We start from the raw sequence: 23,328 nt of genomic DNA on the forward strand, positions 1-23,328 counted from the left end.
GCCTTCGGAGGTGGTCCTCCGATCTTCGAACAGGATTTCACGTGTCCCCGCCCTACTTAATACGTTCCATTGAGCTTCCCATACGGGGCTGTCACCCGCTATGGCCGACCTTCCAGGTCGTTCTGGTCACTCTCAGGACTCGCTGGTCCCCCGTTCGCGTCGCCGCTACTAGGGAGTCTCTATTGATGTCCTTTCCTCCGGGTACTTAGATGTTTCAGTTCCCCGGGTTTGCTCTTAAAACCCTATGTATTCAGGTAATAAGTACCTGTTTCAGCCCATTATAAGCAGCCCGAAGGCTATTATAACAAACTGTCAGGTGGGTTGCCCCATTCGGAAATCCATGGATCAAAGCTTATTCTCAGCTCCCCATGGCTTATCGCAGAGTATCACGTCCTTCATCGCCTCTTACTGCCAAGGCATCCACCAAACGCCCTTTTCGCGCTTGATTTGATCCAGTAAAAGCTAGGCTCTTTTACACCGCTATTGCGTTGCTACTTGAGCGCTCTTACTGCGGTCACAGAGCCTTTTGACTTCCCTGTGACACTAATCAAAAGCATACTTTTCCCGCTCAGACCCTTTGGTCTGAACTTTTGCGATGGTTAAATCGCAGTGGCCCAACATCCGTGCGAATGTTGAACCGGGTTAGTGTACTTGACTTGGACAACTCTGTTCGTTTTCAGCGAGGCAGACAGGGGTTCGGTCGAGGAAACAACCTAAAGTCCTGCTCGCATCAGCCTTGCGGCCTTTGCTCCCCACTGAGATCATTCCCATACTCGGGTGATCAAACAGTGTTGATTTTGTATCTCTCTATACGATGTCAATTCGTCCGATTGGACGGTTAAACACTTAACAGTGCTTAACGATCTAATCGAAGAAGAATGGTGGGTCGAGGAGGACTTGAACCTCCGACCTCACGCTTATCAGGCGTGCGCTCTAACCACCTGAGCTACCGACCCATTCTTAAGGGCCATCAGCGCATCAGTTGGAAGGGTCGCCAAATTCGTGGTGGAGCCTAGGAGGATCGAACTCCTGACCTCCTGAATGCAAATCAGGCGCTCTCCCAGCTGAGCTAAGGCCCCTTGCCCGGAATTCCGCGGATATCCACCCTATTGCCTTACGGCTACCTAGGGCAGGATCCATGCGGAACCTAGCGTTTCTGAAGAGATATGAGGACGGCCTGGCCCGTATGATGTTTGGTTTCCAAAGGTAGAAACCATGCTAAGTGATCCACGTTGATAGCAAGCTATCAATCTAGGATCATCCTTAGAAAGGAGGTGATCCAGCCGCAGGTTCCCCTACGGCTACCTTGTTACGACTTCACCCCAGTCGCTGAGCTTACCGTGGCCAGCTGCCCCCTGCGAACAGGTTGGCGCACCGTCTTCGGGTAAACCCAACTCCCATGGTGTGACGGGCGGTGTGTACAAGGCCCGGGAACGTATTCACCGCGTCATGCTGTTACGCGATTACTAGCGATTCCGACTTCATGGGGTCGAGTTGCAGACCCCAATCCGAACTGAGACAGCTTTTGGGGATTAACCCATTGTCACTGCCATTGTAGCACGTGTGTAGCCCAACCCGTAAGGGCCATGAGGACTTGACGTCATCCACACCTTCCTCCCGCTTATCACGGGCAGTTTCTCTAGAGTGCCCAGCCGAACTGCTGGCAACTAAAGATGTGGGTTGCGCTCGTTGCCGGACTTAACCGAACATCTCACGACACGAGCTGACGACAGCCATGCAGCACCTGTCACTAGGTCTCTTACGAGAAAGCCAAATCTCTCTGGCGGTCCTAGGATGTCAAGGGTTGGTAAGGTTCTGCGCGTTGCTTCGAATTAAACCACATGCTCCACCGCTTGTGCGGGCCCCCGTCAATTCCTTTGAGTTTTAATCTTGCGACCGTACTCCCCAGGCGGAATGCTTAATCCGTTAGGTGTGACACCAACAAGCATGCTTGCTGACGTCTGGCATTCATCGTTTACGGTGTGGACTACCAGGGTATCTAATCCTGTTTGCTCCCCACACTTTCGCACCTCAGCGTCAGTATCGAGCCAGTGAGCCGCCTTCGCCACTGGTGTTCCTCCGAATATCTACGAATTTCACCTCTACACTCGGAATTCCACTCACCTCTCTCGAACTCTAGACTAGTAGTTTATGAGGCAGTTCCGAGGTTGAGCCCCGGGATTTCACCCCATACTTTCTAATCCGCCTACGCGCGCTTTACGCCCAGTAATTCCGAACAACGCTAACCCCCTCCGTATTACCGCGGCTGCTGGCACGGAGTTAGCCGGGGTTTCTTTACCAGATACTGTCATTATCATCTCTGGCGAAAGTGCTTTACGACCCTAAGGCCTTCATCACACACGCGGCATGGCTAGATCAGGCTTGCGCCCATTGTCTAAGATTCCCCACTGCTGCCTCCCGTAGGAGTCTGGGCCGTGTCTCAGTCCCAGTGTTGCTGATCATCCTCTAAAACCAGCTATAGATCGTAGACTTGGTAGGCCATTACCCCACCAACTATCTAATCTAACGCGGGCCGATCCTTTCCCGATAAATCTTTCCCCCGAAGGGCTTATACGGTATTACTCTCAGTTTCCCGAGGCTATTCCGTAGAAAAGGGTACGTTCCCACGCGTTACTAACCCGTCCGCCACTACACCCGAAGGTGCCGTTCGACTTGCATGTGTTAGGCCTGCCGCCAGCGTTCGTTCTGAGCCAGGATCAAACTCTCAAGTTGAAAAGCATTACTGCTTATCCTTGACGTTCGAACCTCTGCACATCGTTCTTTGTCTCACCGCTTCACTAATCGATAACAGTCACCCGCCATCTCATAATAAAACGTTAAAACCAAAGAACAGTCTTCTGTCTGATGTACATCAGTTTCCATTGGAAACCGAAGTCCGTCAAACAGTGAAGCTGACACTAGATCATCGGGTTGCCCCTACTAGCGCGATATGCAGCGTCTGTTCATCGATTGAACCAAACCGCCCACATATCTCTTCAGATATTAGCAATGTCAAAGAGCACGAGACAAAAACAAACCAAGATGCGCCCTAACTTTCGGCGCGCCCCGCCTGCAATACCTCTAATTTCCGTCGCCGCCTTCCGATCCGAACCAACCTCGGTGACCTGCGCCACCCCGTCCCGTCCGCCCCGTCCGGCGTCCCGTTAGCACCTCAGCGCCGCCGGTAGGGGGTGTCTAAGGTTTGATGCCAAAGTCCGCAAGCGATTTTTTCATCGATCGTCACTTTTTCTTCAAAAACTCTATTTTCTTAGGAAAATCAGCCGTTTGCGAACCTTTCTTGCGTCGGACCTAGCGTCGCACGCAACATTTTTCCCGCACGTTAAGGGGAGTAATACCCACATCTTGGGTTACCCACAGACTTACCCCCAGCCAGCCGCGCGAGAACGGCGAATCCAAGCGTGACGCGACTCGGATCGCCCGACTCGAGGCGTAAAAAAACCGCCCAAAGGCGGTTTTTAGTCTCCGAACTGCGAATCCGACTTCAGGCGGCGACTCGCTGGCGCTGAGTCCATCGTAGTCGCAGGGTCAACAGCCCGATGATTGCGCCAAAGTACAGCAGCGGTTCGATCTGAAAGCCTTTGACCAGCATCACATAGTGAATCGCCCCCAGCAGCACCGCGCCATAAGTCAGCTTGTGTAGCTTGCGCCAAGTCGGCCCCAACCGACGGACCGACCAGTTGTTCGAAGTAACGGCCAAGGGAATCAGCAGCGCAAAGCCCGCCATCCCCACAGTGATATAAGGACGCTTGAGAATATCGGCCCATATCTGCCCGACGATCTGCACATCCAACACCAGCCAGACCAGCAAATGCAGCGCGACATACGTAAAGGCGATCAGGCCAACGGCGCGGCGAAACTTTAGAAGGTTGACCCCCAGATGCCGCCGCAGCGGTGTGATCGCCAACCCGGCCACCAGCAATTGCAGCGCCAGCTCACCCAGGCGGTGCTCCAGTTCTTTGATGGGTTCAAAACCCAGCCCACCATTGAAGCCCTGCCAGACCAGCCAAACAACCGGCAGCACGCCCACTATATAGAGCGCCCATGCCGGTACGCGGCGAACCGTGCGGTTCAGTGGGTCAACAAGGCTGCGCATCAGTGGAACTCCGCCAGATCCATGCCGTCATACAGGCTGGCCACTTCGTCATAGCCGTTGAACTTGGTCGTTGGCTGGCGTTTGGAAAAGAACCCGCCCCCGACACGCCGCTCGGACGCCTGGCTCCAGCGCGGATGATCCACCTCGGGGTTCACATTACTATAGAAGCCGTATTCGCGGGCGCTCGCCTTATTCCAACTGGTCGGCGGCTCTTTGTCGGTCAGAGTGATGCGTACAATCGACTTGATGGATTTGTAGCCATATTTCCACGGCACCACCAAACGGACCGGCGCCCCGTTCTGATTTGCGATATCGCGGCCATAAATGCCCGTTGCCATCAGGGTCAGCGGATGCCGCGCCTCGTCCAGCCGCAGACCTTCGACATACGGCCATTCCAGAACGCGACTGGACACACCCGGCATTTCATCCGGGCGTAGCGCGGTTTCAAAGGCCACGTATTTCGCGCCCGACTGAACCCCCGCCATATCCAACAGATCCGCCAGTTCAAAACCGTTCCACGGCACAACCATCGACCAGGCCTCAACACAGCGGAACCGGTAGATCCGCTCCTCAATCGTCATCTGCTGCTTGATATCAGCCAGCGCATAGTCGCCGGGCTTATCCACCATGCCGTCGATCTTGATCGTCCAAGGCGCGGTTGTCAGCGACCCGGCATAATTCGCGGGATCTTCCTTGCCGGTTCCGAACTCATAATAGTTGCAGTAGCCGGTGATCTCTTCCCAGCTGTTGGGCTCCATATCCGGGGCGTCCTGCGCCTGCGCGCTTGTGCCGAGCGCCCCCGCTATGCTGCCCGCCGCCAACCCCGCCATAATCTGGCGGCGGTTGAGGAACAGCGCCTCAGGGGTCACGTCATCATGTGTTAGGTCGTTCGTCCAGCGGTAGGCCATCTATCTCTCCTGCATATGTTGAGAAAGATGTAGGCCAATGCCACATATTCACCAAACCACGTCTCGTCACGTTGACGTGCCGGGATTGTAACGTTCACCAGCCCCGCCGAGGTGTTTGGATTTCCGCGCAGCATCCGGCTATACTGACCGCAGCACAATCCGAAAGGTTCGCTATGTTTCGCCCCCTTGCCTTGCTCTGCCTGCTTGCCGGTCCGGTGCTGGCACAGGATGTTGTCACCTATGATACCGATCAAAGCTTTGATGACGTGCTCTTTGGATTGGAGAATGCGATCGTCGATCAGGGGTTGGTGGTCAGTGCGACCAGCCATGTCGGTGAAATGCTGGACCGCACCCGCGCCGATGTCGGATCTGATGTGGTGCTGTTTGAACAGGCCGAGGTGCTTAGCTTTTGTTCCGCGGTTGTGTCACGCAAGGTGATGGAGGTCGATCCACTCAACATCCGGTTTTGCCCCTATGACATTTTCGTCTTTACCAGCCCGGACACGCCAGACCAGACCACCATCGGATTCCGCAGTTTTCCCGAAGGCGCAATGAAAGAGGTCGAGACCCTGCTCGACACCATCACCCGCGCCGCTATCGGATTGGACGACTGACCCAGCGGTGACTTGATTTATCGGAAATGGGTCAGATCGCAGCCCGGTAAACGCGCCCGGCTTAAAAACACAAAATCTCGGCTTCGGCCTGCGCGCGCCGCAAGTCGGCAACAATCACATTGGCCATCGCCGCCGAGCGAAAGATCGACATCCGCTCGCCGCCCGTCAAGCGCAGCGACAGCACTGTCTCGGCCTCGACATATTTATCGTACGGCAGGATCGACGCGATTTCATCAATCGAGCACGAGCAGTTCTCAAGCGCCTGACGGCTTTGTCCATTGCTCGCCATACATCCGAAAACGTAATCCGCCCGTGCCACAGTCGGATAATCGTTCAGGCGCTCTGCCACGCTTTGGGCTGATGCCGGTAGCGCCATTACCCCGGCCAGAGCCACACAGAACCATCTCATTTAGACTCCTCCAGTTCCGAGAAGCTCAGAACAGAGCTATAAACCGGCGCTTCGGCGCCTTGGGCCGCAGCACTTAGCGTCAGATACCAGCCGGGCACGGCATCCGACATTGTGACACTAAGCGCGAGATCTCCGAATCCCTTCATCTTGTCCCGGTTCGGATCCTCGGCAAAGGGGTGCAGAACCACCGTCTGAGTCGACACAATGCGATCCCCGAACTGCGCCTCGCCCTCAATCACATCAGTCGGTGTGATCAGCGCTTCTTTCACCCTGTTACGGATATAGAACGGACTGCCTCCCGCAGATTCGGCCATATCCCGCACCACGGTTTCGACAAAATACATGATGATCGGATTACCGACGCTCGCTGGAAAAGTACCAAGGTTGCGATGCTTGCCATCCCGTTCGAACAGCAGGCTTACCTGTAGCGGCTCTCCGCCCTCAAAGGATAGGGTCACATCGCCAGTGTCGCGCGGCCCCGCTTCGGTGACCAGCGCATTTGTGACATCGCGCTCGTAATGCAGCATTACATCCTTTGACACGGAATCCAGTGTACCGTCGCGAAACAGCAGATCATAGGTCGCCGCTCCATCAGCCTGCGCTGCCGTGCCCAGCATTATGGCCATAGCGACTCCGCACAGGCGTGTTCTCAGTTTCGACATGTCGTGATCCTCCCGGTGTCTGAGCCTAGCCTTCAGCCCGCCGCTGTCATGCGATACTTTTGTCGGTGGCGCGTGGCGCAGGTTCGGCACCGGGCCGGGTCTTCCAGTCAATCAGCGGCCGCAACCGCGACAGCTGTACCGGCTTGGTAAGCACGGTAAAGTCCTCCTCTTCGCCGATGCGAACCAGTGCCGGACCCCTGTCAGCCGTGATCATGATCGCGGGCACCGCCACGCCAGTCGCCGCACGCACCGCCCGGATGGTGTGAACCCCGGTGTCATCGCCGTCCAGCTGATAATCCGCCAGCAGAATATCGGGGGCCATGCCGATATCCGCCACCAGCGCCAACGCCTCTTCGGTGGATCGGGCGGCCAGAACGCTCGCGCCCCAAGTCTCAAGCTTTTGCGTCGTGGCAAACAGCACATAGGGGTCATTTTCGACCACCAGCGCAATCAGGTTCATATCGCCGTCATGGCTGGCCTGTTCCGGCACTTCCCGGACAGGCTGCGTCGGACGTCCCGCCACCATCTCCATCTCGATGGAAAAGACCGATCCAACCCCGGGCTTGGAGCGCACGCTGACCCGGTGGCCCAGATGACGGCAGGTCCGGTCGACAATCGACAGCCCCAGCCCCATGCCTGACCCTGGCGGCACATTGTCTGCGCGGGTGAATTCGTCAAAGATCCGGCCCTGATCCTTGTGTGAGATACCCATCCCGGTATCCCAAACCTGCAACACCACTGACGAGCCACGCTGGCGGCATCCGACCAGGACGCGACCCTTTTCGGTGTACTGGATCGCGTTGACCACAAGGTTCTGCAACGACCGCAACAGATATCGCTGATCACTGCGCACCCAAAGCGAACAGGGCACCACATCCAGCCGCACCCCTTTTTTTGCCGCGACCGGGGCGTGATCTTCGATGATGCCCTGCATCAGCGAATTCAGGCAAACATCCGTCACCGTCAGCGCACTTTCCGTGCTTTCCAGCCTCGAAATGTCCAGCAGCGCATGCAGCAGCGATTCGATCGAGACGAATGACCCCTCTAGCCGCTCGACCGTCGGGCCCAGCGACGTGTTTTGCGACATATCCCACAGGGTCGAGATCAGCAGCTTGGCAGCATTGATCGGTTGCAGCAGATCGTGACTAGCCGCAGCCAGAAACCGTGTCTTGGAGGATACGGCCGCCTCGGCCAGCTCCTTGGCCTTGCGCAATTCCTCTTCGACGTCCGCCTGCGCTTCATATTGCTCGGTCAGACGTTGGTTCGCCTTGGTCAGATCCGATGTACGCTCTTCAACCCGCCGCTCCAGCATTTCTGTGGCGCGGCTTTCCAGCGTGACATCCTTGATATCGACCAGAAACCCACGATCCGGCAACAGATGCGCATGCAGATCCAGCACCCGCCCGCCGCCATGACGCAGCCGTTTGCGCAACCGCCCTTCGGTGCGCAGCCGATACGGCCAGCGGTCGATATCCGTGATGTCCGACTGCACCAACAGCCCGTTGGCCTGTACAAATGCCAGCACCTGCGGAAACGTGGTGCCCTGATGCATCAGCGTGAATGGCAGCCCCAGCAATTCGCGAAACCGGTCGTTGTGAATCATCACCGAACCGTCGCGCGAAAACGTGCAGATACCTGCCGTCATGTTGTCGAACGCCGCTTGCAGGTAATGCCCCTGCATGTCGATCAGCCGGTCCTTTTCCGACTGGTTCTGCCGCACAATATCGGTAATCTCGGTTTGCAGGATGACCACATTGTCCGAAGACGTGCGCTGTTGGCTGATCTGAAACCAGCGGTCGCCGGTTAGCGCCATGACAAATGACAGCAAGGTCGCGCCTGACGGCCCTTGACGTGCTTCGGCCAATTGATTGCGGATTGCACGATCAGGATCAACCAGATGGCCGCTGCGTTCCAAAGCGCTGAAATAGGCGGACATGCTCAGCCCCGGCAGAATGCGGTCGGTAATATCTGGCAACAGCGTCTTGAACAGATCGTTGCAGACCTGCAAATCCCCATCGGTGAATAGCGCGAATCCCCCCTCCATCGCTGACAGTGCATCGGCCAGATTGGCCTGCGTCCGCTCGCGGTCGAACCGTACCAGCTCAAGCTCGTTCGAGGTACGTTCCAGATCACGGGTCTTGGCCCAGACCTGCCCCTGAAGGGCGATTGCCGACTGGAAGGCCGCATAGGCTGACTGGCCGACGTCATGCTGCCGCGCGTGGCGTCGCACCAGCGCGTCAATAATCTTGCCCTGCTTGACGACCTGAATGTCGAGTGGATCGTCAGGATTGATCAATGCAGGTCCCGCCTTTGAGGTTCAAAGAACGCCACGCCAACAAAGGTCTGGTTCACATGCACCCCGCAATGTTGTTCGCCATAGGTGTTGAACCCCAGCACCTTGAAGTTGCGGAATATCTCGGACACCGGGCCGCTCAGCTGTTTTTGCTCGATCTCTAATTTGCGCAGCACGCAGTCGAACCCAAGGATAAAGTCCGGCCGATTGCCCTGTTCGTTGCGTACATCCAACCCGGCCTCAAGGGTCCGCAGGATTTCCTTGCCGCGGCCCAGCGTCAGCAGCAGGCCATCGTCGATCGCAGACAGGAACGACAGCGCATGCGCGCCCGGCGCCTCCTGAATTGCACGCACGTGATAGTTCATGTGGTTGCGCACCAGCACCGGGTTTTCGGCAAAGACCTGCGGCGACAGGCTGTCCACATCAACACCTACAAGCCGGGCATATTCCAGCGCGGCGGGCGATCCGTTGATTTCCAGCACCAGCCGCTCTTCGGGCAGGGCGTGGGTCACGACCATCTGCTTGTCCGTCGGCAGGAAATGGTCGAACCCAAGTCCGGTAAAGCCAAGGTCGGTTTCCAGCAGAATCAGCAGCGCCGCATTGGTATGAAATGTGCCGTTGTGCAGCACAAAGGTTTCGCGAAAGTTCAGCCCGTTGCCTGCGGACCCGCCAAAAACCGGCATATCGTCCAGCCCGGTTTCCAGTGCGGTGACCAGCATGTCCTCTTGCTTGGACAGACCATCGGCAAAGATCAGCGCCAGCCGGTTCCACTCCGCCGTCCGCTGGAACTGCGCGGCGTGGCGCCGGGCATCCGCCGCGATCTGTTTCATCGACAGCGGCTTGAGCGGCTCGATCAGCATCGACGCGCAACGGAAATGCTTTTTCGGAAAGGCGATGATTTGCAGCGCCTCAGTCTCGTATCCTTTGGGCGTGATCTGGCCAGCCGTGGTGCAGCCAAAGACCGGCACCCCTTCGTAGTGCCGGTTCAACGCGATCGCCAGCGCGTCAAAATCCAACCCCTCCGGCACCAGCACCAAGGCAAAGCAAATCTCGCGCAGGTCAAGCTGCGTTACCGTCTCTTGAACGGCGGTGTCGGCATCGCGGGCGTAGGATACCGCCACGCCCACCGACGTCGGCGACGAAAGCGGTTGATGCAGCATTCCGGCTACTGGCTCAGAAACGCGCGGGCATCCGCGTCACCAATATTGCCAGCCGGATCCAGATTGCCACTTTCCACCAGAACTGCGGCCTGTGTCCGATTCTGCACCCCAAGCCGCCGCAACAGCGCCGTGATATGCGCCTTGACCGTCGCCTCGGCCAGATTGAGCTCATAGGCAATCTGTTTGTTCGGCTTGCCGGCGCAGATCAGCTTCATGATCCTCGTCTGTTGCGGTGTCAGATCGGCCAGCTTGTGGTTGACTTGCACGCAATCAGGGCGTTGCTGTTCGGCATTTGCTGTGCGCTGATAGCCCTTGGGCACATATTTGCGTCCCGAACTGACATCGAACAACACCGCGCGCAGAATCTGCGACGACGCGTCCTTTGGCAGAAAACCCGCCGCGCCGGCATCCATCAGCGCATGCACCACATCAACCGAGGTCAGCGACGAGATCACCAGAATCGGCGAATCCGGGATACGGTCGCGCAGCGACAGGAACCCGCTGATGCCGCTGACATCGGGCAGTTTAAGATCAAACATCACCAAATCGGGTTCCATCCCGCGGTCAAGCGCCTCCATCGCCTCACCCAGCGATCTGGCCGTCTCAATTCGGCAATCCTGAAATTCATGGCGCAAAGCCGAGGCAAGCGCATCGCCGTACAGTGGATGATCGTCGACGATCAATACCGAACGGATGCGGCCAGCGGGGTGCGCTACCGGTGCGTGTTTCATAAAATGTCCTCCCTGCCGCAAGGATATCAACAAAACCGGGCATCACGCAACTCTGACGCATCCTCGTGGCGGTTATCACTGGACCGGGGCGTGGGTGGCCCCTGCCCAGGTTAGGCGCGCCAGCGCTCAGCCCTTTTGCGTGCCGTTCGCCTTGCCGATATGTGTTGCGATGGCATCCATCAATGCAGGCGACAGGCAATCATAAGGCGTTAACCCCAGCTCCGTCAGACGCCCCCGAACCGGGCCCATCTTGTCCGGTGCATACCCAGCTTCGAGGATAGAGGACACAAAAGCCGCGAATTCCGGCGCCGCCCAGCCTGACGCCTGCGATAGTTCGGTGTGAACAAAGTCCAGACCGTGGAAAGGATGATCCTTGTTCTCAATCCGACCGTACATATGCACGCCGCAGCCTTTGCAGGCATAGCGCTGGATCGCGGCATGGGCATCTACCCGGTCCAGCTTTTCCCCGTTTTCGGTGACGGCCACCTTGTCGCGCGAAACAACGGCCACCTGCGAAAAGGTGGCGCCTTTGGGTTTCCAGCATTTCGAACAGCCACAGACGTGGTTGTGCGCGGTCTGGCCGCTGATTTCGACGACAACCTTGTCCGTTGTGCAATGACACTTGAGTGCGCCGCCACCAAAACCCGCAGCGCCCGGTTTGACCCCGTTGTCCACCGCTGGATGAATCCGCACGCTGGTATAGCGCGGCGCGTCATTCGAGCCTGCCGACGAACCGCCGCCAAAAAGACTTGAAAGGAATCCCATGAATATCTCTCCCCCTAGACCGCCAATTATTTTTCTACGGCGGCACGCCGAATGGTGCCTGCCACGCCAGATCGAAGCAATTTAACCAAAGGTATCGGTTTTGCGACGGCTTTGAGACAAAAAACGACGGGCAAAGGCGCGGCTGTCAGGCGTTCCGGCGCCGGGATCAAAAACGGCGCGATCCAACTCTGACAGCACTGCCATACGGTTGGAATCAGCACCATCGCGGCGCATCATCGCCACCGCCGCGCGCCGCAGCCCCGACAGATCCCGCGCCACCGCCGCCGCCTGCAAGGCCCGCCGCAACGGATCGAACAATGGCAAACGCCGCACCTGATCCAGTCCGCCGAATCGCCGCCCCAACATCGCCGCCGCCAGCCCAAGACCCAACGACAATACCAATGTCGTCAGCACTGCCCCGCGATAGATGTGCCCGGCTTCGGGCGACGTTTCCGGTGGCGGCAGCGTGGCGGCATCCATCGCCACCCGCTGCGCTGAAATCGTGACCGTCCGTGCCACCCGGTTGCGGGTGTCGAAATAATCAAAACTCAGCGGTTCGACGATGGCTGAAGTGTCGTTTCCAGGCCGGATCGTCCAGCGCCAGTAAGCGACCGAGACCGGCCCCTCGGGCGACAGATCCACCAACCGCTTTTCCGGATGAGCAAAGATCATTGCTGATGGCGAATGCAGCTCAGGCATCGGCGGCAGCATGTCGGGACCGACACCAACCGCCTCGAGACGGATCACCCGCAAGACACCTTCGCCCGGCTGCAGCTGATCCGGTGCGTTCGACCAGTCGTCTGATACCCGCAACTGCCGCACAGGGAGCCACCAGCCCGCGACCTTGGGCGCCGGCTGAACCTGAATGGTGAACGGCTCGGACCGGATTTCATGATCGAACCAGTCGTCACCTTCGTCCGTCAGCGTCAGATGATGCACAAAGGCACCAATTTCCAGCGTGCCCGCCTTGTCGGGGTACAGCGCCATGCGCCGCACCAGATTCTTGACCTTTTTGCCCGCGACCTGGGTATCGAACCAGTGATCCTGTCCAAGTTGCAGCCAGTTGAAGCCGGGCATCTCGGGCTGTTCCAGCTTTTCCAGCGTGATGTGGCGGCGGTATTCTCCGTGGATCGTCACCAGCACCATCTCTTGCTCGTATGGCACAACATCGTCGTTTTCGACCGAAACGGTCAATTTCAGCTCGCCGGGGAAAACCTCGGTTGTCTGCGCCCCGGCGATACTGGCCCAGATCAGAAACACCACGATCAGCGCTCTCATGACGGATCCTCCGGGTCGGGTGGAGTCAGGCCCAGTTTGTTGCGCCGCTTGAACTCGTGCAGAATTCGCGCCGCCAGATAATCCCCCGGCACGTCCTGAAGCGTACTAAGCCAGCGCGTATTTGCCACCATGAATTTATCATCGAACACCTTGCGCACACCGACCCGACCACGGCTGTCGAGTTCCGGTAATCCGATCAGTGCACCTGCGTTGGTCGTGTCCGATCCGGTGCTCGCGGCGCGGGCGTTGCCCTTGGCGATCCCCGATTCCACCTTTGGACCATCGGGGTCACGCTCACTCTCCCACAGGAGCGGCGCGTCCGGGTCGAGCGCCAATCCAGCGTAATAGGCTGAGACCAGATTGAAATTCGCCGCCGCCTCGTCGTCGCCGCGCATCCGCGCCACGTCATAGGCTTCTAACGCGGCTGCATAGTCGCCTTGGTACACCTGCGCATTGCCGAGATTCAGCATCATCCGCGCGTCGCGAAACGACTCGGCGGCACCCGACATATCGCCCGAACGATAGAGCGCGACGCCCCGCCATCCCGGGTCGCGGAACACCTGCGCCGCCAGTCCGGGCTGACCCGCGCTGAGCAACACACGGCCCAACGGGGCGGTGCCCCCCAGCGCCAAAGATCCCAGCAGGCAGACAATCGCCACTCCAAGTATCCAGCCCAGCCTCATGCCATGCCCCTGCGCCGGAACAGCATCAGCACCGGAATCATAGCCAGTACCAACAGCCAGCGGCCATAATCGGCCCAAAACAGTAGCGGGTAGTCCTGCTTTTCCAACCTGTCGCGGCCCTGTCCAGCCAGAAAAGCCGCAAAGGCATCGGTTTCGTGCAACCCAAAGATCTGGCCGCCACCGGTTGCGGCCAGGGTCTGGATCTCAGGCCCCAAAGACCCGAGACTGACGACCGATAGCCGCCCGCCCTGCCCCTTGATCCGCGCCGCCTCTTCCATTGCGCCCGCCCCCAAGCCACCACCGTCGGTCAGCAACACGACGTCACCGGCCAGCACTTCGGCCTCGCTCAGCATCCTTGCGGCCAGCGCAAGGCCGCGTTCGGGCCGCGATCCAGGATCGGGCAGCGTGTCGTCATCGACAACCGCCAACATCTGGCCCAGTTGCCGCGTGTCGCCGGTCAGGTCCATCGCGACATAGGCGTCGCCGGCAAAGACAACGAGACCGCCGGGCCGCGATCCCAGCGCGCCGGTACCGAACCGCCCCATGGTCAGCAATTGCGGCCAGCGGTCGCTTTGCAGCACCGAAGGTGACGCATCCAGCACAAAGACCACCCCATCAAGATTACGAAACGCAGCTGCATCCCGCCGCTCGATTGCGGGGCCCGCCAATGCCAGCATTATGAGCCCCGCAGCCACCAATGCGCCCATACCACGACGTGCGGCCCCTTGCTGATCAATACGCCCCAACGCGCGCAACCCGGCCATCAGTGCAGGGTCCACCACCTTGTCCCAGTCGCCCAAACCGGTCCTGCGCCGACGTACCAGCACCGCCAACACCGCCAATGCGGGCAGCGCAATCAGCCACAGCGGCCGCAGCAGGGACAAATCAAAGGTCACGTATCCGCCCTCCAGGCGACCCAAAGGCACAGGATAGCCGCCAATAGCGCCGGGTACACCCAGAATTCGCGGAACACCTCGGCGGCCAGCCCGTCGTTGTCGGTCGCCTCAAGTTTATCGAGCGCCTCAGCCACGTTTTGCAGATCCTCGGTCGTGCGAACCCGAAACGAGGTGCCGCCGCTAAGGTCGGAAATCGCGCGCAGGGTGGCCGCGTCGACCACGCCGTTTTCACCCGGCTCCGAATCGGTCAGATCCTTGGGGCCCATGGCAATCGTGTGGACCCGGACCCCCAGATCTGCGGCAAGGCCCGCAACGCCGCGCGGATTGGTGTCACCTGCATTGCTGATCCCGTCCGACAGCAGGATGACCACCTTGCTCGCCGCTTCTGACGGCTCAAGACGTTTCAGCGCAAGACCCAGCGCGTCGGACACGTTCGTGGCCCGCCCGGATATACCGATGACCGACGTTTCGATCGCCCGCGCAATCGCTTCGGTATCGTAAGAGAATGGTGCGGCGTAATAGGCCTCGGACCCAAAGACGATCAGCGCAACGTGGTCGCCTGCCCGGCGTCGGGCAAAGTCGGCGCCGACGCGCTGCACCGCCTCAAGTCGGGTGATCGGCTGACCGTCAAGAAAAAAGTCGTCGCGCACCATTGACCCAGAAAGGTCGAGCGCAATCGCAAGGTCCCGCCCCGACACCTTGAGCGCAGACACAGGCGTCAGTTCGCGCGGCCCCGACAAGGCCAACACCAGCAGCGCCCAGATCATCCACGGTAACGCGCGCCGTCGCCAGATCGGCGCCCCCCCCTGCCCCGCACCGGCCAGAATACCCAGCCCAATCCGTTCCGGCACGTCGAGTGCAGCGCCCTGTGCCGGAACCGGCGGCAAGAATCGCGCCAACAGCAAAGGCAATGGCAGCAACACCAAGGCAAGGGGCGTCGCCAGATCAATCATGCGCCAACACCTGGGCGCGCAGCGCAACCAGTTCGGGCATCCCGCCGGGACGATAAATCTCGCCCACCAGCGCGCGATACCGTTCGGGCGCGCGGGCTTTTAACAAATGCAGCAATGCGATTCGTTGCGCATCATCGGGCAGCACCTCTAGCGACGTTACCTCTCGCTTTAGGCTAGTTCGCGATGCTTTGGGCCGGGACAGAGTCACAAACCGCGCGAGCAACCCCAGAAAAACCGCGCACAGCAGCCCAATCGCCAAGGCCGCAAGCAGATCTGCCGCCAACCCGCCAGCCGCCTCCATCGGCAAGCGGATATCGCGCAAACCGCTGCGCACCGCCTCTTCTGTCAGGGCGCGGTCTGCCATGGTTCAGGGCTCCCGATCTGGGGGAAAGGCGGCGTTCAGCAGCCGTGCGGTCATCTGCGGTTCGGCCCCGGCATCCAGCGCCAGTGCCGGATGTCCGGCGATGTGACGTTCGAGCACCGGAGCGGCCACTTGCGCTCCGATCCGTGCCCGTGCCCGCCCGCCGTCCGGAAGGCGAATCGGATAGTTTCCGGGGGGCAAACCTGCTGCGACGGCATCCTGCACCAGCAACAGACGCGGCACCCGGCGCTGCGCCAGCGCACTAAGCCGATCGGCCAGCCCTGCACCCGGCGCATCAAACCCCGAAGCTATGACCAGTTCCGCCCCCTGCGGCGCCACCCGCGCCAGTCGCTCAAGTGCCGCGTCCAGCGGCGGATCCTCGGTCACACCGGCTAGCGTCAGCTGCAGCGCCGCGTCATGCGCGCGTACCATCCCGCCGATCACGGCAAGCATTCCGCGCGCCCGTCCCCGTACCGGGACGGCCACCGGATCACCTGCCCCCAACGCAAGCAGACCGACGCGACCACCATCCTCGACCACGCGCCAGCCGATCATTGCCAACGCTTCGGCAGCCGCCACTGACCGAAACGCCCGCCGCGTCCCCCAGAGCATCGAGGGACGGAAATCTGCCACCAGCAGGGTGACGCGGTCCCGCTCTTCCTGAAACCGTCGGACATGCAGCGTGCCGGTCCGTGCCGTGCTGCCGCGATCCAGATGCCGGATGTCATCGCCGTCGACATATTCACGCACGTCAGCCACCTCTTGGCCATGGCCGCGCCGTTTCGTCACAAACCCGCCCGGAAGCGTCGACAGCGGCACGGTTTCGGCCCCCTGCCCGGACAAACCGCGCAGGCCAATCAGCGCCTCGGCCCGCAGCGCAATGCCCGGAGCGTCAAGCGCGGCGGTCACAATGCCTCCACATCGCGCAGGACATCGGCGATCAGCGCACGGGCCGTGCGCCCTTCGGCCACCGCGCGCCAGGTCATCACCATACGATGCGCAAGCGCGTCGCCCGCTACATCGGCCACATCCTCGGGCATGGCAAAGTCGCGATTGTGCAGATACGCCCGCGCCTTGGCCGCCGATGCCAGCGCCAACGATCCACGCGGACTGACTGCGTGGTCGATGTCGCGCGCATAAGGATCGGCGCGGGTCGCCGTCACCAACCGCACGATGTAGTCGCGCAGCGGTTCGGACAGATGCACCGCCATCGCCGCCTTGCGCGCCGCGCGCACATCTTCGAGAGACAGGGACATCGGAGCGGGGGCAACGCCCTGCCCCTCGGCCTCGACCAGATCAAGGATACGCCGTTCGGTTGCTGCATCTGGCAAGTCCAAAACCACATGCATCAGAAACCGGTCTAGCTGTGCCTCGGGCAGCGGAAAAGTGCCATCGTGTTCGATGGGATTCTGCGTAGCCACCACCAGAAAGGGATCCGGCAGCGGCATCGTCTCGTTGCCGCTGGTGACCTGGCCTTCGGCCATTGCCTCAAGCAGGGCGGATTGCACCTTGGGGGGGGCGCGGTTGATTTCATCCACCAGCACAAGATTGTGGAACACCGGGCCGGGGACAAATTCAAAGGTGCCAGTCTGGGGACGAAACACCGGTGTACCGGTGAGGTCGGCCGGCATCAGATCGGGCGTACACTGAATCCGGGCAAAGGCAGCGTCCATCGCACCGGCAAGACGCTTGACCGCCCGTGTTTTGGCCAGGCCCGGCGCACCTTCGATCAGCAGATGCCCCCCTGCAAGCACCCCAATCAAAAGCCGTTCGATCAGCACTTCGTGGCCGATCAGTCCCTCCGCCAGATGCCGGGACAGCGCCGCAACACCCCCCGGCGCGTTGTCCGTCAATGCGTCCATAGCTCCTCCCATGCCGCCATATTGGGCGTGCTTTTGGCGACAGCCTAGCCCAGCCGTAGAAACAGTCAAACCTGTTCGTAGGTATCAGTCGGGCAGCTTCCGGCAGCGTCGGCCACGACTATCGACGGCAATCATCAACCGCGTTGTCAGCTGACAAGAGGCTATTCCACCGTCTGCGGAATCGGCTTTCCGGGGGCGCTGCGATAGACCAGCTCAGCAGCATCGTTTGCCGCATGGGCGTCAGCCTGTGCCTGCAATGCGCCGTGATGCGGAGATTTAATGCAGACTGGATCGGTGGCCGACGCATCGCCGACAATCGCCATCGCCTGACAACGACACCCGCCGAAATCGACGGTCTTACGCTCGCACGACTGGCAGGGTTCGGGCAGGAAATCAGTGCCGCGATAGGCCTGAAAGGCGCTGCCGTGGTACCATATCTCGCGCAGCGATTTGTCCTTTACGTTGTCGAACACCAGATGTGGGATGGTTTCCGCTGCATGACAGGGCAGCACCTTGCCTTCGGGGTTGATGTTCAACCCAGTGGTGCCCCAGCCGCCCATACAGCGTTTGGGAAAATCCGAATGATAATCAGCGGGAACATAGTCGATCACCAGAATGCCCTTGAGCCGCGTGCGGGCGTCCTTGACCAACGCATCCGCCTCGCGGGCCTGTTCCCGCGTCGGCATCAGCGTATCGCGGTTTTTCAGTGCCCAGCCGTGGAATTGCACGGTCGCCACCTCGATCCGCCGCGCGCCCATTTCAACCGCCATCTCAATGGCCCGGGGAAGTTGATGCAAATTGCGCCGATGAAGAACTGCGTTCAGCGTCAGGGGAAACCCGATTTCCTTGATCCAGGCGGCGACCTGCATCTTGCGGTCAAACCCGCCGCGATAACCGCCGATCTTGTCGGCCATTGCCGCGTCGGTTCCCTGCAACGACAATTGCACATGATCAAGGCCCGCCGCGTCCAATTCGGCCAGACGTTTCTGAGACAACCCGATCCCGCTGGTGATCAGATTGGTGTAAAGCCCGGCATCACGCGCAGCGCCAACCAGTTCGACCAGATCCCGGCGCGAGGCGGGCTCACCCCCCGACAGGTGCAACTGCAAGACACCAAGATCGCCAGCCTGGCGGAAAACCGATTTCCAAGTCTCTGTGTCAACCTCCTGATCCTGACGCGCCAGTTCCAGCGGGTTCGAACAGTAGGGACAGGACAACGGACAGCGATGCGTCAATTCGGCCAGCATTGCGATGGGGGGACGAACGGTCATGACAGCACCTCCAGAAAACGCCGACCCTGAAGCGCCGTCAGAAATCCTGTTGAATCCTTGATGATCTCTTCGGCCGGGGCGTTGTATTTTGTGGCAAGTGCAGTCGTGATCTCACCCAGGCTGCGGATGCCGTCTACCTCGGTCAGGATCGCGTGGCCGATGGCATCCAGTGTGATCGCCCGCTCCGGTGCCAACAGCACCCAGGCGTCGCGCACACGGTCACGGTGGACCCGCACGCCGCGCGGCAGATAGGGGATATCCTGCGCCGAAATCATGACGCACGGGCCAGCAACAGACCCTGATCGGGCTGCCATGCACCGGGCGGAATCCGGGCGGGCGCGACGTAGGCCGAATACAGCGCATCAAGCTGCGACCACAGCACATCTGTCTTGAACTCAAGCGCCCGGGCCGCCGCATCCTGTTTTTCCTGCGTATCGGCATGATCCAGCACCCAAGCGAGGCCAAAGGCCACATCCTTTGGTGCCTCTTTCAGCCGGTTCTGAAAATACGACAGCGAAGAATCGTCGGCAAAGGCATAGTTTTTCAGCAGCCCGGCGATTCGGTCCTTGTGGATCTTGGGCGCGAACAATTCGGTGAGAGAGGCCGCAACAGCCTCTAACAACGTCTTGTCCCGCACAAACCGCACATAGGCATCCACCGCGAATTTCGTCGCGGGCAGTACCCCGGCAGTTGAGGCGACATAGTCTGGGTCCAGACCCACCGCTTCGGCCAGTCGCAGCCAGCGGCGGATTCCGCCTTCGTTCGTGTCGGTTCCGTCGTGATCCTCGATCCGTGACCGCCATGCGCGGCGCAGGGCAGAATCCTCGACCCGCGACATAAAGGCGGCGTCCTTCATCGGGATGGAATACTGGTAGTAATAACGATTTATAACCCAGGCGCGCACCTGATCAGGCGTGCAATCGCCGCCATGCAGCAGGTGGTGGAACGGGTGTTTGTCATGATAGCGATCGGCGCCGATCTGGCGCAGGCGCGCCTCGAATGCATCGCGGCTCTGGGTCATGTGGTGATCTCCATTCCGTCGTGACCAATGATCCATCCTGCCGCCTCGGCCTTGGCCTTCTCGGCAGAGTCGGGTCGTAGGACGGGGTTGGTGTTGTTCATGTGAACATAGATTTTGCGGGCGACATCCAGTCCCGCGAACCCGGCAATGGACCCGTCGGGGCCGGACATCGACATATGGCCCATACGCTTGCCGGTCTTAGCACCCAACCCGGCGCGGACCATCTCGTCATCCTGCCAAAGCGTGCCGTCAAAGAACACCATCGATGCGCCACGCAGTCGGTCACGCAGATCGTCGTTCAGCAGGGCGCAGCCGGGAATGTAATAGGCGTCATCATCGCCAGCTCGCAGATGCACCCCCACTGTCTGTTCGCCGATCAGGTCGGTCTGCACCGTCTCGCCCTCAAGATACAGCGGCACCTTGCCGGGGACCGCAAACAGCGTTGCGTACAGACCCGGCGCAATCTCTGCCGGCGCATCAAGCGCAACAGTTTCGCGCGGGACGACCTTTTCGTTCACAGCCGCAAAGATCGGATTGTCGCGCAGCACATCATGGATGCCACGCGTTGCAAATATGGTAAACGGCTGCATTTCGCGCAGGGTCAGCAGACCTGCCACATGGTCGATGTCACCATTAGTCAGCAGGACCGACCGCAACGGCATTTCGCGCAAGCCGGTTGGATGCAGCGCCGGGGCATCCGCAAGCTGCTGACGTATATCAGGTGATGCATTGAGGATCGCCCAATCCGTCCCATTGGCCGACACGGCCAGCGACGATTGAGTCTGCGCAGGAATACGACCCGCGCGGGCCAGATTGCAGTTTTCGCAACCGCAGTTCCATTGGGGAAGGCCGCCGCCGGCTGCCGCCCCCAAAATTCGCGCGCGGATTGTCATACTACTCTCCGCGCGCCGGATCTTAGAACAGATCGCTGTCGTCTTCGCTCTCGGGGCCGTACATGTTGATTTCCATGCCGCACTCGATTTCGCGCATAATGGGTTTTGCCCAAGCCATGATATTTCCTCCTCATTGGGTTACGTGAACACCTTTGGAGCATTCTCTTCTTTCCGATTCCGGTCAAAGCTTATGCTCTAAGAAAAAATAAAATCCGTTCAATTACAATAAATTAGTCGATCTCAGGACTCGCGCCATCCAGCATGAAGCCACGATTGCGCAGCGTCTTGATCTCGAATCCGAAATCCGAAATCGGGTCAAGCTTGCGGCGCAGGTACCCCAGATACACATCCACCACGTTTTCGGAACTGGTGCCCTCGCCGGCCCAGAGCGTGTCAAAGATCATGCCGCGCGACTGGACCTTACCAACGTTGCGCGCCAGCAGCAAAAGCAGCGCGAATTCACGTTCCGTCAACGCCACGTCGCGCCCTGCGGCGCTGACCCTGCGCGTCGCCGTGTCGAGGCGCGCGCGGCGCGGTTTGTGAACCTGCGCCCGTCGTTCCTGCACCTTGAGTCGCGCAACCAGCTCATCAAACGAAAACGGCTTGACGATGTAGTCGTCTGCCCCGGCCTCAAGCCCGCGGGCGCGATCCTCGACCTCGGACAAGGCTGAGAGCATGACAATGGGCAGATGGTGCCCTTCGGCACGCAGCGCACGAACGAGGTCAATGCCGCTGTCAGCGCCGATCATCACGTCGACTATGGCCGCGTTCAGTGGTTCGGCCCGAATCCGTTCAATCGCCGCAGAAACGCCGTGTTCGGTCTGTGTATCATAGCCGTGCAACGTCAGTCCCCGCGACAGGGCCGAGGTGATTTCCGGGTCGTCATCGACAATCAGGATGCGCGGCATGGTCATAGGGTTGAATCTAGGTCCGACCGCTGGGAATGCCTACCGTGACTTTTGTCCCGGGCGCATCGCCCAGCGCGGCGGCGCGCGGCAGGGGGCTGGTGACGGCGATAGTTCCCCCCTGCTGTTCAACCACCCATCGGGCCAGCGACAGGCCAATCCCAAAACCTTCGGAGCGCGCACTGCCGCTGCCTTGCTCAAAGCGATCGAAAATCCGGACTTGCTGATCTGCGTCAATACCTGGGCCGTTGTCGATGACATGAATCCGGGTGAAGTCGGGGGTCAGCTCGACCTGCAACGCGATCAAACCACCGCTTCGGGCATGGCGCGCCGCGTTCTGGATCAGGCTCAGGATCACCTGGCGAATCCAGTTGCGATCCCCAATCACAGGAACCGGCGCCGCGCCGACGTAGCGAATCTGCATCCCCGCGCTGCGCAGTTCCGACTCGGCCTCTTCGGTGGCCTCACGCAACACCTGTGACAGGTCAAATGCGCCGGCCTCAAGGGCAAGCTGTCCGGTTTCCGAACGGGCGATGCGCAGCAGATCGTCGATCCGCCGGTTCAGGCGCAATGCGCGGGCTTCGATCGTCTCGAATGCGGCGGCGGGGTCGGGGATACCTTTCTGGCCCAACTGCGCCTCCATCAGGATCACCGTCAGCGGGGTGCGCAATTCGTGGCTGATGTCGGCAAAGAACCGGCGGCGGTTTTCGTCGATGCGTGCCAGTTCCTGATTGGCGGCGCGCAGATCCTCGGTGCGGGCGGCGATGGTGGTGTTCAGACGATCCCATTCCCGCGCGACTTCAGCCTCGCGCGTGGCGAGAGCAGTCGCCATTCGGCTGGTTTCGACAAACAGACTGCCAATTTCGTCGCTGCTGTCCTGCGGCAGGGAAATGGCGAATTCCTGACGCGCGATTTGCTGCGCTGCCCGGCGCAATATATCAAGTCGCGCAAACTGCGGCCGCACAAGCCCGAGATAGTAACCAGCCATCATCAGCAGCACCGCCCCGGCCACACCAAGAGCGGTCAGCGTCAGCCTGCGCCGCAGGTCCGCGATGCTGTCAATAATCTTACTGCGCGCGCGCAGCTCATCCGTGATGACGCCATTCAGCAGCGGATCGAATCCTATGGCAAAAATGTCGATATAGCCCTGCAACCGCTCGCGGTTGGCGTCATGCGACAGAAAGGCATCGCGCGTGGACAGAAACAGTGCCTCCATCCGGGCGATGCCGATGCTCTGGGTGGCGCGGCGCGATTGTTCGTCGAATCCCAGCTCTCGCGCTTCGGCCACCGCCTGCCCAAGATCAGAGCGCAACCCTGCAAAGGTGCGCGTGATATTGGCCGTCACGGTGTCGAGTCGCGCAACCCGTTGATCGACGGGCAGGCCGGACTGAAGCGATTCCGCCGCGACCACGATAAACGTCGACACCTGTGTCGAGAGGACGGAATACCGTTCGACCCGCTGTTCAGCCACAACTGCCGCATCGATTCGCAAAGCCACACGCTGCATTCCGACGATCAGTAATCCTGCCATGATCAATGCAGCAAAGCC

The 23,328-nt window shown here is 60.0% G+C and carries 23 protein-coding genes, 2 tRNA genes and 2 rRNA genes; 1 reads left to right on the forward strand and 26 read right to left on the reverse strand.

Annotated features, from left to right (window positions below):
* The 6 genes from IMCC21224_RS00005 to msrP form a co-directional block, all read right to left on the reverse strand.
* Positions 1–448 (reverse strand): 23S ribosomal RNA (locus tag IMCC21224_RS00005); the annotation flags it as partial.
* 431 nt (positions 449–879) lie between these two features.
* Positions 880–956, reverse strand: a tRNA-Ile gene (locus IMCC21224_RS00010).
* A 47-nt stretch (positions 957–1,003) separates the two neighbouring features.
* A tRNA-Ala gene (locus IMCC21224_RS00015) sits at positions 1,004–1,079 on the reverse strand.
* 188 nt (positions 1,080–1,267) lie between these two features.
* A 16S ribosomal RNA gene (locus IMCC21224_RS00020) occupies positions 1,268–2,733 on the reverse strand.
* 769 nt (positions 2,734–3,502) lie between these two features.
* Positions 3,503–4,114, reverse strand: a complete 612-nt coding sequence (gene msrQ / locus IMCC21224_RS00025; protein ID WP_047993586.1) for a protein-methionine-sulfoxide reductase heme-binding subunit MsrQ — start codon at positions 4,112–4,114, stop codon at positions 3,503–3,505.
* On the reverse strand, positions 4,114–5,022 hold the full coding sequence (gene msrP, locus IMCC21224_RS00030; RefSeq protein ID WP_047993587.1) for a protein-methionine-sulfoxide reductase catalytic subunit MsrP: 909 nt from the start codon (positions 5,020–5,022) through the stop codon (positions 4,114–4,116). The genes msrQ and msrP overlap by 1 nt, the downstream gene beginning before the upstream one ends.
* Positions 5,023–5,195: 173 nt before the next feature.
* Here msrP and IMCC21224_RS00035 point away from each other — a divergent pair, with 173 nt between their 5' ends.
* Complete coding sequence (locus tag IMCC21224_RS00035) at positions 5,196–5,636, forward strand: hypothetical protein (protein WP_047993588.1); 441 nt, start codon at positions 5,196–5,198, stop codon at positions 5,634–5,636.
* Between the two features lie 61 nt (positions 5,637–5,697).
* Here IMCC21224_RS00035 and IMCC21224_RS00040 read toward each other — a convergent pair whose 3' ends face one another.
* From IMCC21224_RS00040 to IMCC21224_RS00135, 20 genes are all read right to left on the reverse strand, one after another.
* On the reverse strand, positions 5,698–6,045 hold the full coding sequence (locus IMCC21224_RS00040) for a hypothetical protein (RefSeq protein WP_047993589.1): 348 nt from the start codon (positions 6,043–6,045) through the stop codon (positions 5,698–5,700).
* Complete coding sequence (locus tag IMCC21224_RS00045) at positions 6,042–6,707, reverse strand: hypothetical protein (RefSeq protein WP_047993590.1); 666 nt, start codon at positions 6,705–6,707, stop codon at positions 6,042–6,044. The genes IMCC21224_RS00040 and IMCC21224_RS00045 overlap by 4 nt, the downstream gene beginning before the upstream one ends.
* Before the next feature lie 46 nt (positions 6,708–6,753).
* Entirely contained in the window at positions 6,754–9,003 is a 2,250-nt protein-coding gene (locus IMCC21224_RS00050) for a PAS-domain containing protein (protein ID WP_047993591.1), read from the reverse strand.
* Positions 9,000–10,160: an FIST N-terminal domain-containing protein gene (locus tag IMCC21224_RS00055; RefSeq protein WP_047993592.1), complete on the reverse strand. Its 1,161-nt coding sequence runs from the start codon at positions 10,158–10,160 to the stop codon at positions 9,000–9,002. The genes IMCC21224_RS00050 and IMCC21224_RS00055 overlap by 4 nt, the downstream gene beginning before the upstream one ends.
* A gap of 5 nt (positions 10,161–10,165) precedes the next feature.
* The gene (locus IMCC21224_RS00060) at positions 10,166–10,891 is read right to left on the reverse strand and encodes a response regulator transcription factor (protein ID WP_047993593.1); all 726 of its coding nucleotides are present in this window, start codon (positions 10,889–10,891) and stop codon (positions 10,166–10,168) included.
* A gap of 126 nt (positions 10,892–11,017) precedes the next feature.
* Positions 11,018–11,656 (reverse strand): S-(hydroxymethyl)glutathione synthase, encoded by a 639-nt coding sequence (gfa, locus tag IMCC21224_RS00065; RefSeq protein WP_082135092.1) that lies wholly within the window; start codon positions 11,654–11,656, stop codon positions 11,018–11,020.
* An 81-nt stretch (positions 11,657–11,737) separates the two neighbouring features.
* Positions 11,738–12,934 (reverse strand): BatD family protein, encoded by a 1,197-nt coding sequence (locus IMCC21224_RS00070; RefSeq protein ID WP_047993594.1) that lies wholly within the window; start codon positions 12,932–12,934, stop codon positions 11,738–11,740.
* Positions 12,931–13,617, reverse strand: coding sequence for a tetratricopeptide repeat protein (locus IMCC21224_RS00075; RefSeq protein WP_047993595.1), 687 nt, complete (start codon positions 13,615–13,617; stop codon positions 12,931–12,933). Before IMCC21224_RS00075 ends, IMCC21224_RS00070 begins: the two co-directional genes overlap by 4 nt.
* The gene (locus IMCC21224_RS00080; RefSeq protein WP_047993596.1) at positions 13,614–14,513 is read right to left on the reverse strand and encodes a hypothetical protein; all 900 of its coding nucleotides are present in this window, start codon (positions 14,511–14,513) and stop codon (positions 13,614–13,616) included. The genes IMCC21224_RS00075 and IMCC21224_RS00080 overlap by 4 nt, the downstream gene beginning before the upstream one ends.
* On the reverse strand, positions 14,510–15,466 hold the full coding sequence (locus IMCC21224_RS00085; RefSeq protein ID WP_047993597.1) for a VWA domain-containing protein: 957 nt from the start codon (positions 15,464–15,466) through the stop codon (positions 14,510–14,512). Before IMCC21224_RS00085 ends, IMCC21224_RS00080 begins: the two co-directional genes overlap by 4 nt.
* Positions 15,459–15,830: a hypothetical protein gene (locus tag IMCC21224_RS00090; protein ID WP_047993598.1), complete on the reverse strand. Its 372-nt coding sequence runs from the start codon at positions 15,828–15,830 to the stop codon at positions 15,459–15,461. Before IMCC21224_RS00090 ends, IMCC21224_RS00085 begins: the two co-directional genes overlap by 8 nt.
* Positions 15,831–15,833: 3 nt before the next feature.
* Complete coding sequence (locus IMCC21224_RS00095; RefSeq protein ID WP_047993599.1) at positions 15,834–16,736, reverse strand: DUF58 domain-containing protein; 903 nt, start codon at positions 16,734–16,736, stop codon at positions 15,834–15,836.
* Positions 16,733–17,689: a MoxR family ATPase gene (locus tag IMCC21224_RS00100; RefSeq protein WP_047993600.1), complete on the reverse strand. Its 957-nt coding sequence runs from the start codon at positions 17,687–17,689 to the stop codon at positions 16,733–16,735. Before IMCC21224_RS00100 ends, IMCC21224_RS00095 begins: the two co-directional genes overlap by 4 nt.
* Before the next feature lie 161 nt (positions 17,690–17,850).
* A complete protein-coding gene (pqqE, locus tag IMCC21224_RS00105; protein ID WP_047993601.1) occupies positions 17,851–18,960 on the reverse strand; it encodes a pyrroloquinoline quinone biosynthesis protein PqqE in 1,110 nt (369 codons plus the stop codon).
* Positions 18,957–19,235: a pyrroloquinoline quinone biosynthesis peptide chaperone PqqD gene (gene pqqD / locus IMCC21224_RS00110; RefSeq protein WP_047993602.1), complete on the reverse strand. Its 279-nt coding sequence runs from the start codon at positions 19,233–19,235 to the stop codon at positions 18,957–18,959. Before pqqD ends, pqqE begins: the two co-directional genes overlap by 4 nt.
* On the reverse strand, positions 19,232–19,981 hold the full coding sequence (pqqC, locus tag IMCC21224_RS00115; RefSeq protein ID WP_047993603.1) for a pyrroloquinoline-quinone synthase PqqC: 750 nt from the start codon (positions 19,979–19,981) through the stop codon (positions 19,232–19,234). The genes pqqD and pqqC overlap by 4 nt, the downstream gene beginning before the upstream one ends.
* Positions 19,978–20,874 carry a pyrroloquinoline quinone biosynthesis protein PqqB gene (gene pqqB / locus IMCC21224_RS00120; RefSeq protein WP_047993604.1) on the reverse strand — a complete coding sequence of 299 codons (897 nt, stop codon included), beginning with the start codon at positions 20,872–20,874 and terminating at the stop codon, positions 19,978–19,980. The genes pqqC and pqqB overlap by 4 nt, the downstream gene beginning before the upstream one ends.
* A gap of 22 nt (positions 20,875–20,896) precedes the next feature.
* The gene (gene pqqA / locus IMCC21224_RS00125) at positions 20,897–20,992 is read right to left on the reverse strand and encodes a pyrroloquinoline quinone precursor peptide PqqA (RefSeq protein WP_047993605.1); all 96 of its coding nucleotides are present in this window, start codon (positions 20,990–20,992) and stop codon (positions 20,897–20,899) included.
* A gap of 112 nt (positions 20,993–21,104) precedes the next feature.
* A complete protein-coding gene (locus IMCC21224_RS00130) occupies positions 21,105–21,788 on the reverse strand; it encodes a response regulator transcription factor (RefSeq protein ID WP_047993606.1) in 684 nt (227 codons plus the stop codon).
* Positions 21,789–21,798: 10 nt separating this feature from the next.
* Positions 21,799–23,310: a HAMP domain-containing sensor histidine kinase gene (locus IMCC21224_RS00135; protein WP_231581981.1), complete on the reverse strand. Its 1,512-nt coding sequence runs from the start codon at positions 23,308–23,310 to the stop codon at positions 21,799–21,801.
* Positions 23,311–23,328: the final 18 nt, after the last annotated feature.

Source organism: Puniceibacterium sp. IMCC21224 (assembly GCF_001038505.1).
In the GTDB taxonomy this organism is placed as follows: domain Bacteria; phylum Pseudomonadota; class Alphaproteobacteria; order Rhodobacterales; family Rhodobacteraceae; genus Puniceibacterium.

Excerpts from the sequence above, each read along its gene's own strand:
- msrP (WP_047993587.1), bottom strand. The coding sequence starts at position 5,022 with ATGGCCTACCGCTGGACGAACGACCTAACACATGATGACGTGACCCCT.
- IMCC21224_RS00055 (WP_047993592.1), bottom strand. The coding sequence starts at position 10,160 with ATGCTGCATCAACCGCTTTCGTCGCCGACGTCGGTGGGCGTGGCGGTA.
- pqqA (WP_047993605.1), bottom strand. The coding sequence starts at position 20,992 with ATGGCTTGGGCAAAACCCATTATGCGCGAAATCGAGTGCGGCATGGAA.
- pqqC (WP_047993603.1), bottom strand. The coding sequence starts at position 19,981 with ATGACCCAGAGCCGCGATGCATTCGAGGCGCGCCTGCGCCAGATCGGC.
- pqqE (WP_047993601.1), bottom strand. The coding sequence starts at position 18,960 with ATGACCGTTCGTCCCCCCATCGCAATGCTGGCCGAATTGACGCATCGC.
- IMCC21224_RS00075 (WP_047993595.1), bottom strand. The coding sequence starts at position 13,617 with ATGAGGCTGGGCTGGATACTTGGAGTGGCGATTGTCTGCCTGCTGGGA.
- IMCC21224_RS00100 (WP_047993600.1), bottom strand. The coding sequence starts at position 17,689 with ATGGACGCATTGACGGACAACGCGCCGGGGGGTGTTGCGGCGCTGTCC.
- IMCC21224_RS00135 (WP_231581981.1), bottom strand. The coding sequence starts at position 23,310 with ATGGCAGGATTACTGATCGTCGGAATGCAGCGTGTGGCTTTGCGAATC.
- IMCC21224_RS00060 (WP_047993593.1), bottom strand. The coding sequence starts at position 10,891 with ATGAAACACGCACCGGTAGCGCACCCCGCTGGCCGCATCCGTTCGGTA.
- IMCC21224_RS00130 (WP_047993606.1), bottom strand. The coding sequence starts at position 21,788 with ATGACCATGCCGCGCATCCTGATTGTCGATGACGACCCGGAAATCACC.
- IMCC21224_RS00090 (WP_047993598.1), bottom strand. The coding sequence starts at position 15,830 with ATGGCAGACCGCGCCCTGACAGAAGAGGCGGTGCGCAGCGGTTTGCGC.
- IMCC21224_RS00045 (WP_047993590.1), bottom strand. The coding sequence starts at position 6,707 with ATGTCGAAACTGAGAACACGCCTGTGCGGAGTCGCTATGGCCATAATG.
- IMCC21224_RS00035 (WP_047993588.1), top strand. The coding sequence starts at position 5,196 with ATGTTTCGCCCCCTTGCCTTGCTCTGCCTGCTTGCCGGTCCGGTGCTG.
- gfa (WP_082135092.1), bottom strand. The coding sequence starts at position 11,656 with ATGGGATTCCTTTCAAGTCTTTTTGGCGGCGGTTCGTCGGCAGGCTCG.
- pqqB (WP_047993604.1), bottom strand. The coding sequence starts at position 20,874 with ATGACAATCCGCGCGCGAATTTTGGGGGCGGCAGCCGGCGGCGGCCTT.
- msrQ (WP_047993586.1), bottom strand. The coding sequence starts at position 4,114 with ATGCGCAGCCTTGTTGACCCACTGAACCGCACGGTTCGCCGCGTACCG.
- IMCC21224_RS00085 (WP_047993597.1), bottom strand. The coding sequence starts at position 15,466 with ATGATTGATCTGGCGACGCCCCTTGCCTTGGTGTTGCTGCCATTGCCT.
- IMCC21224_RS00040 (WP_047993589.1), bottom strand. The coding sequence starts at position 6,045 with ATGAGATGGTTCTGTGTGGCTCTGGCCGGGGTAATGGCGCTACCGGCA.
- pqqD (WP_047993602.1), bottom strand. The coding sequence starts at position 19,235 with ATGATTTCGGCGCAGGATATCCCCTATCTGCCGCGCGGCGTGCGGGTC.
- IMCC21224_RS00070 (WP_047993594.1), bottom strand. The coding sequence starts at position 12,934 with ATGAGAGCGCTGATCGTGGTGTTTCTGATCTGGGCCAGTATCGCCGGG.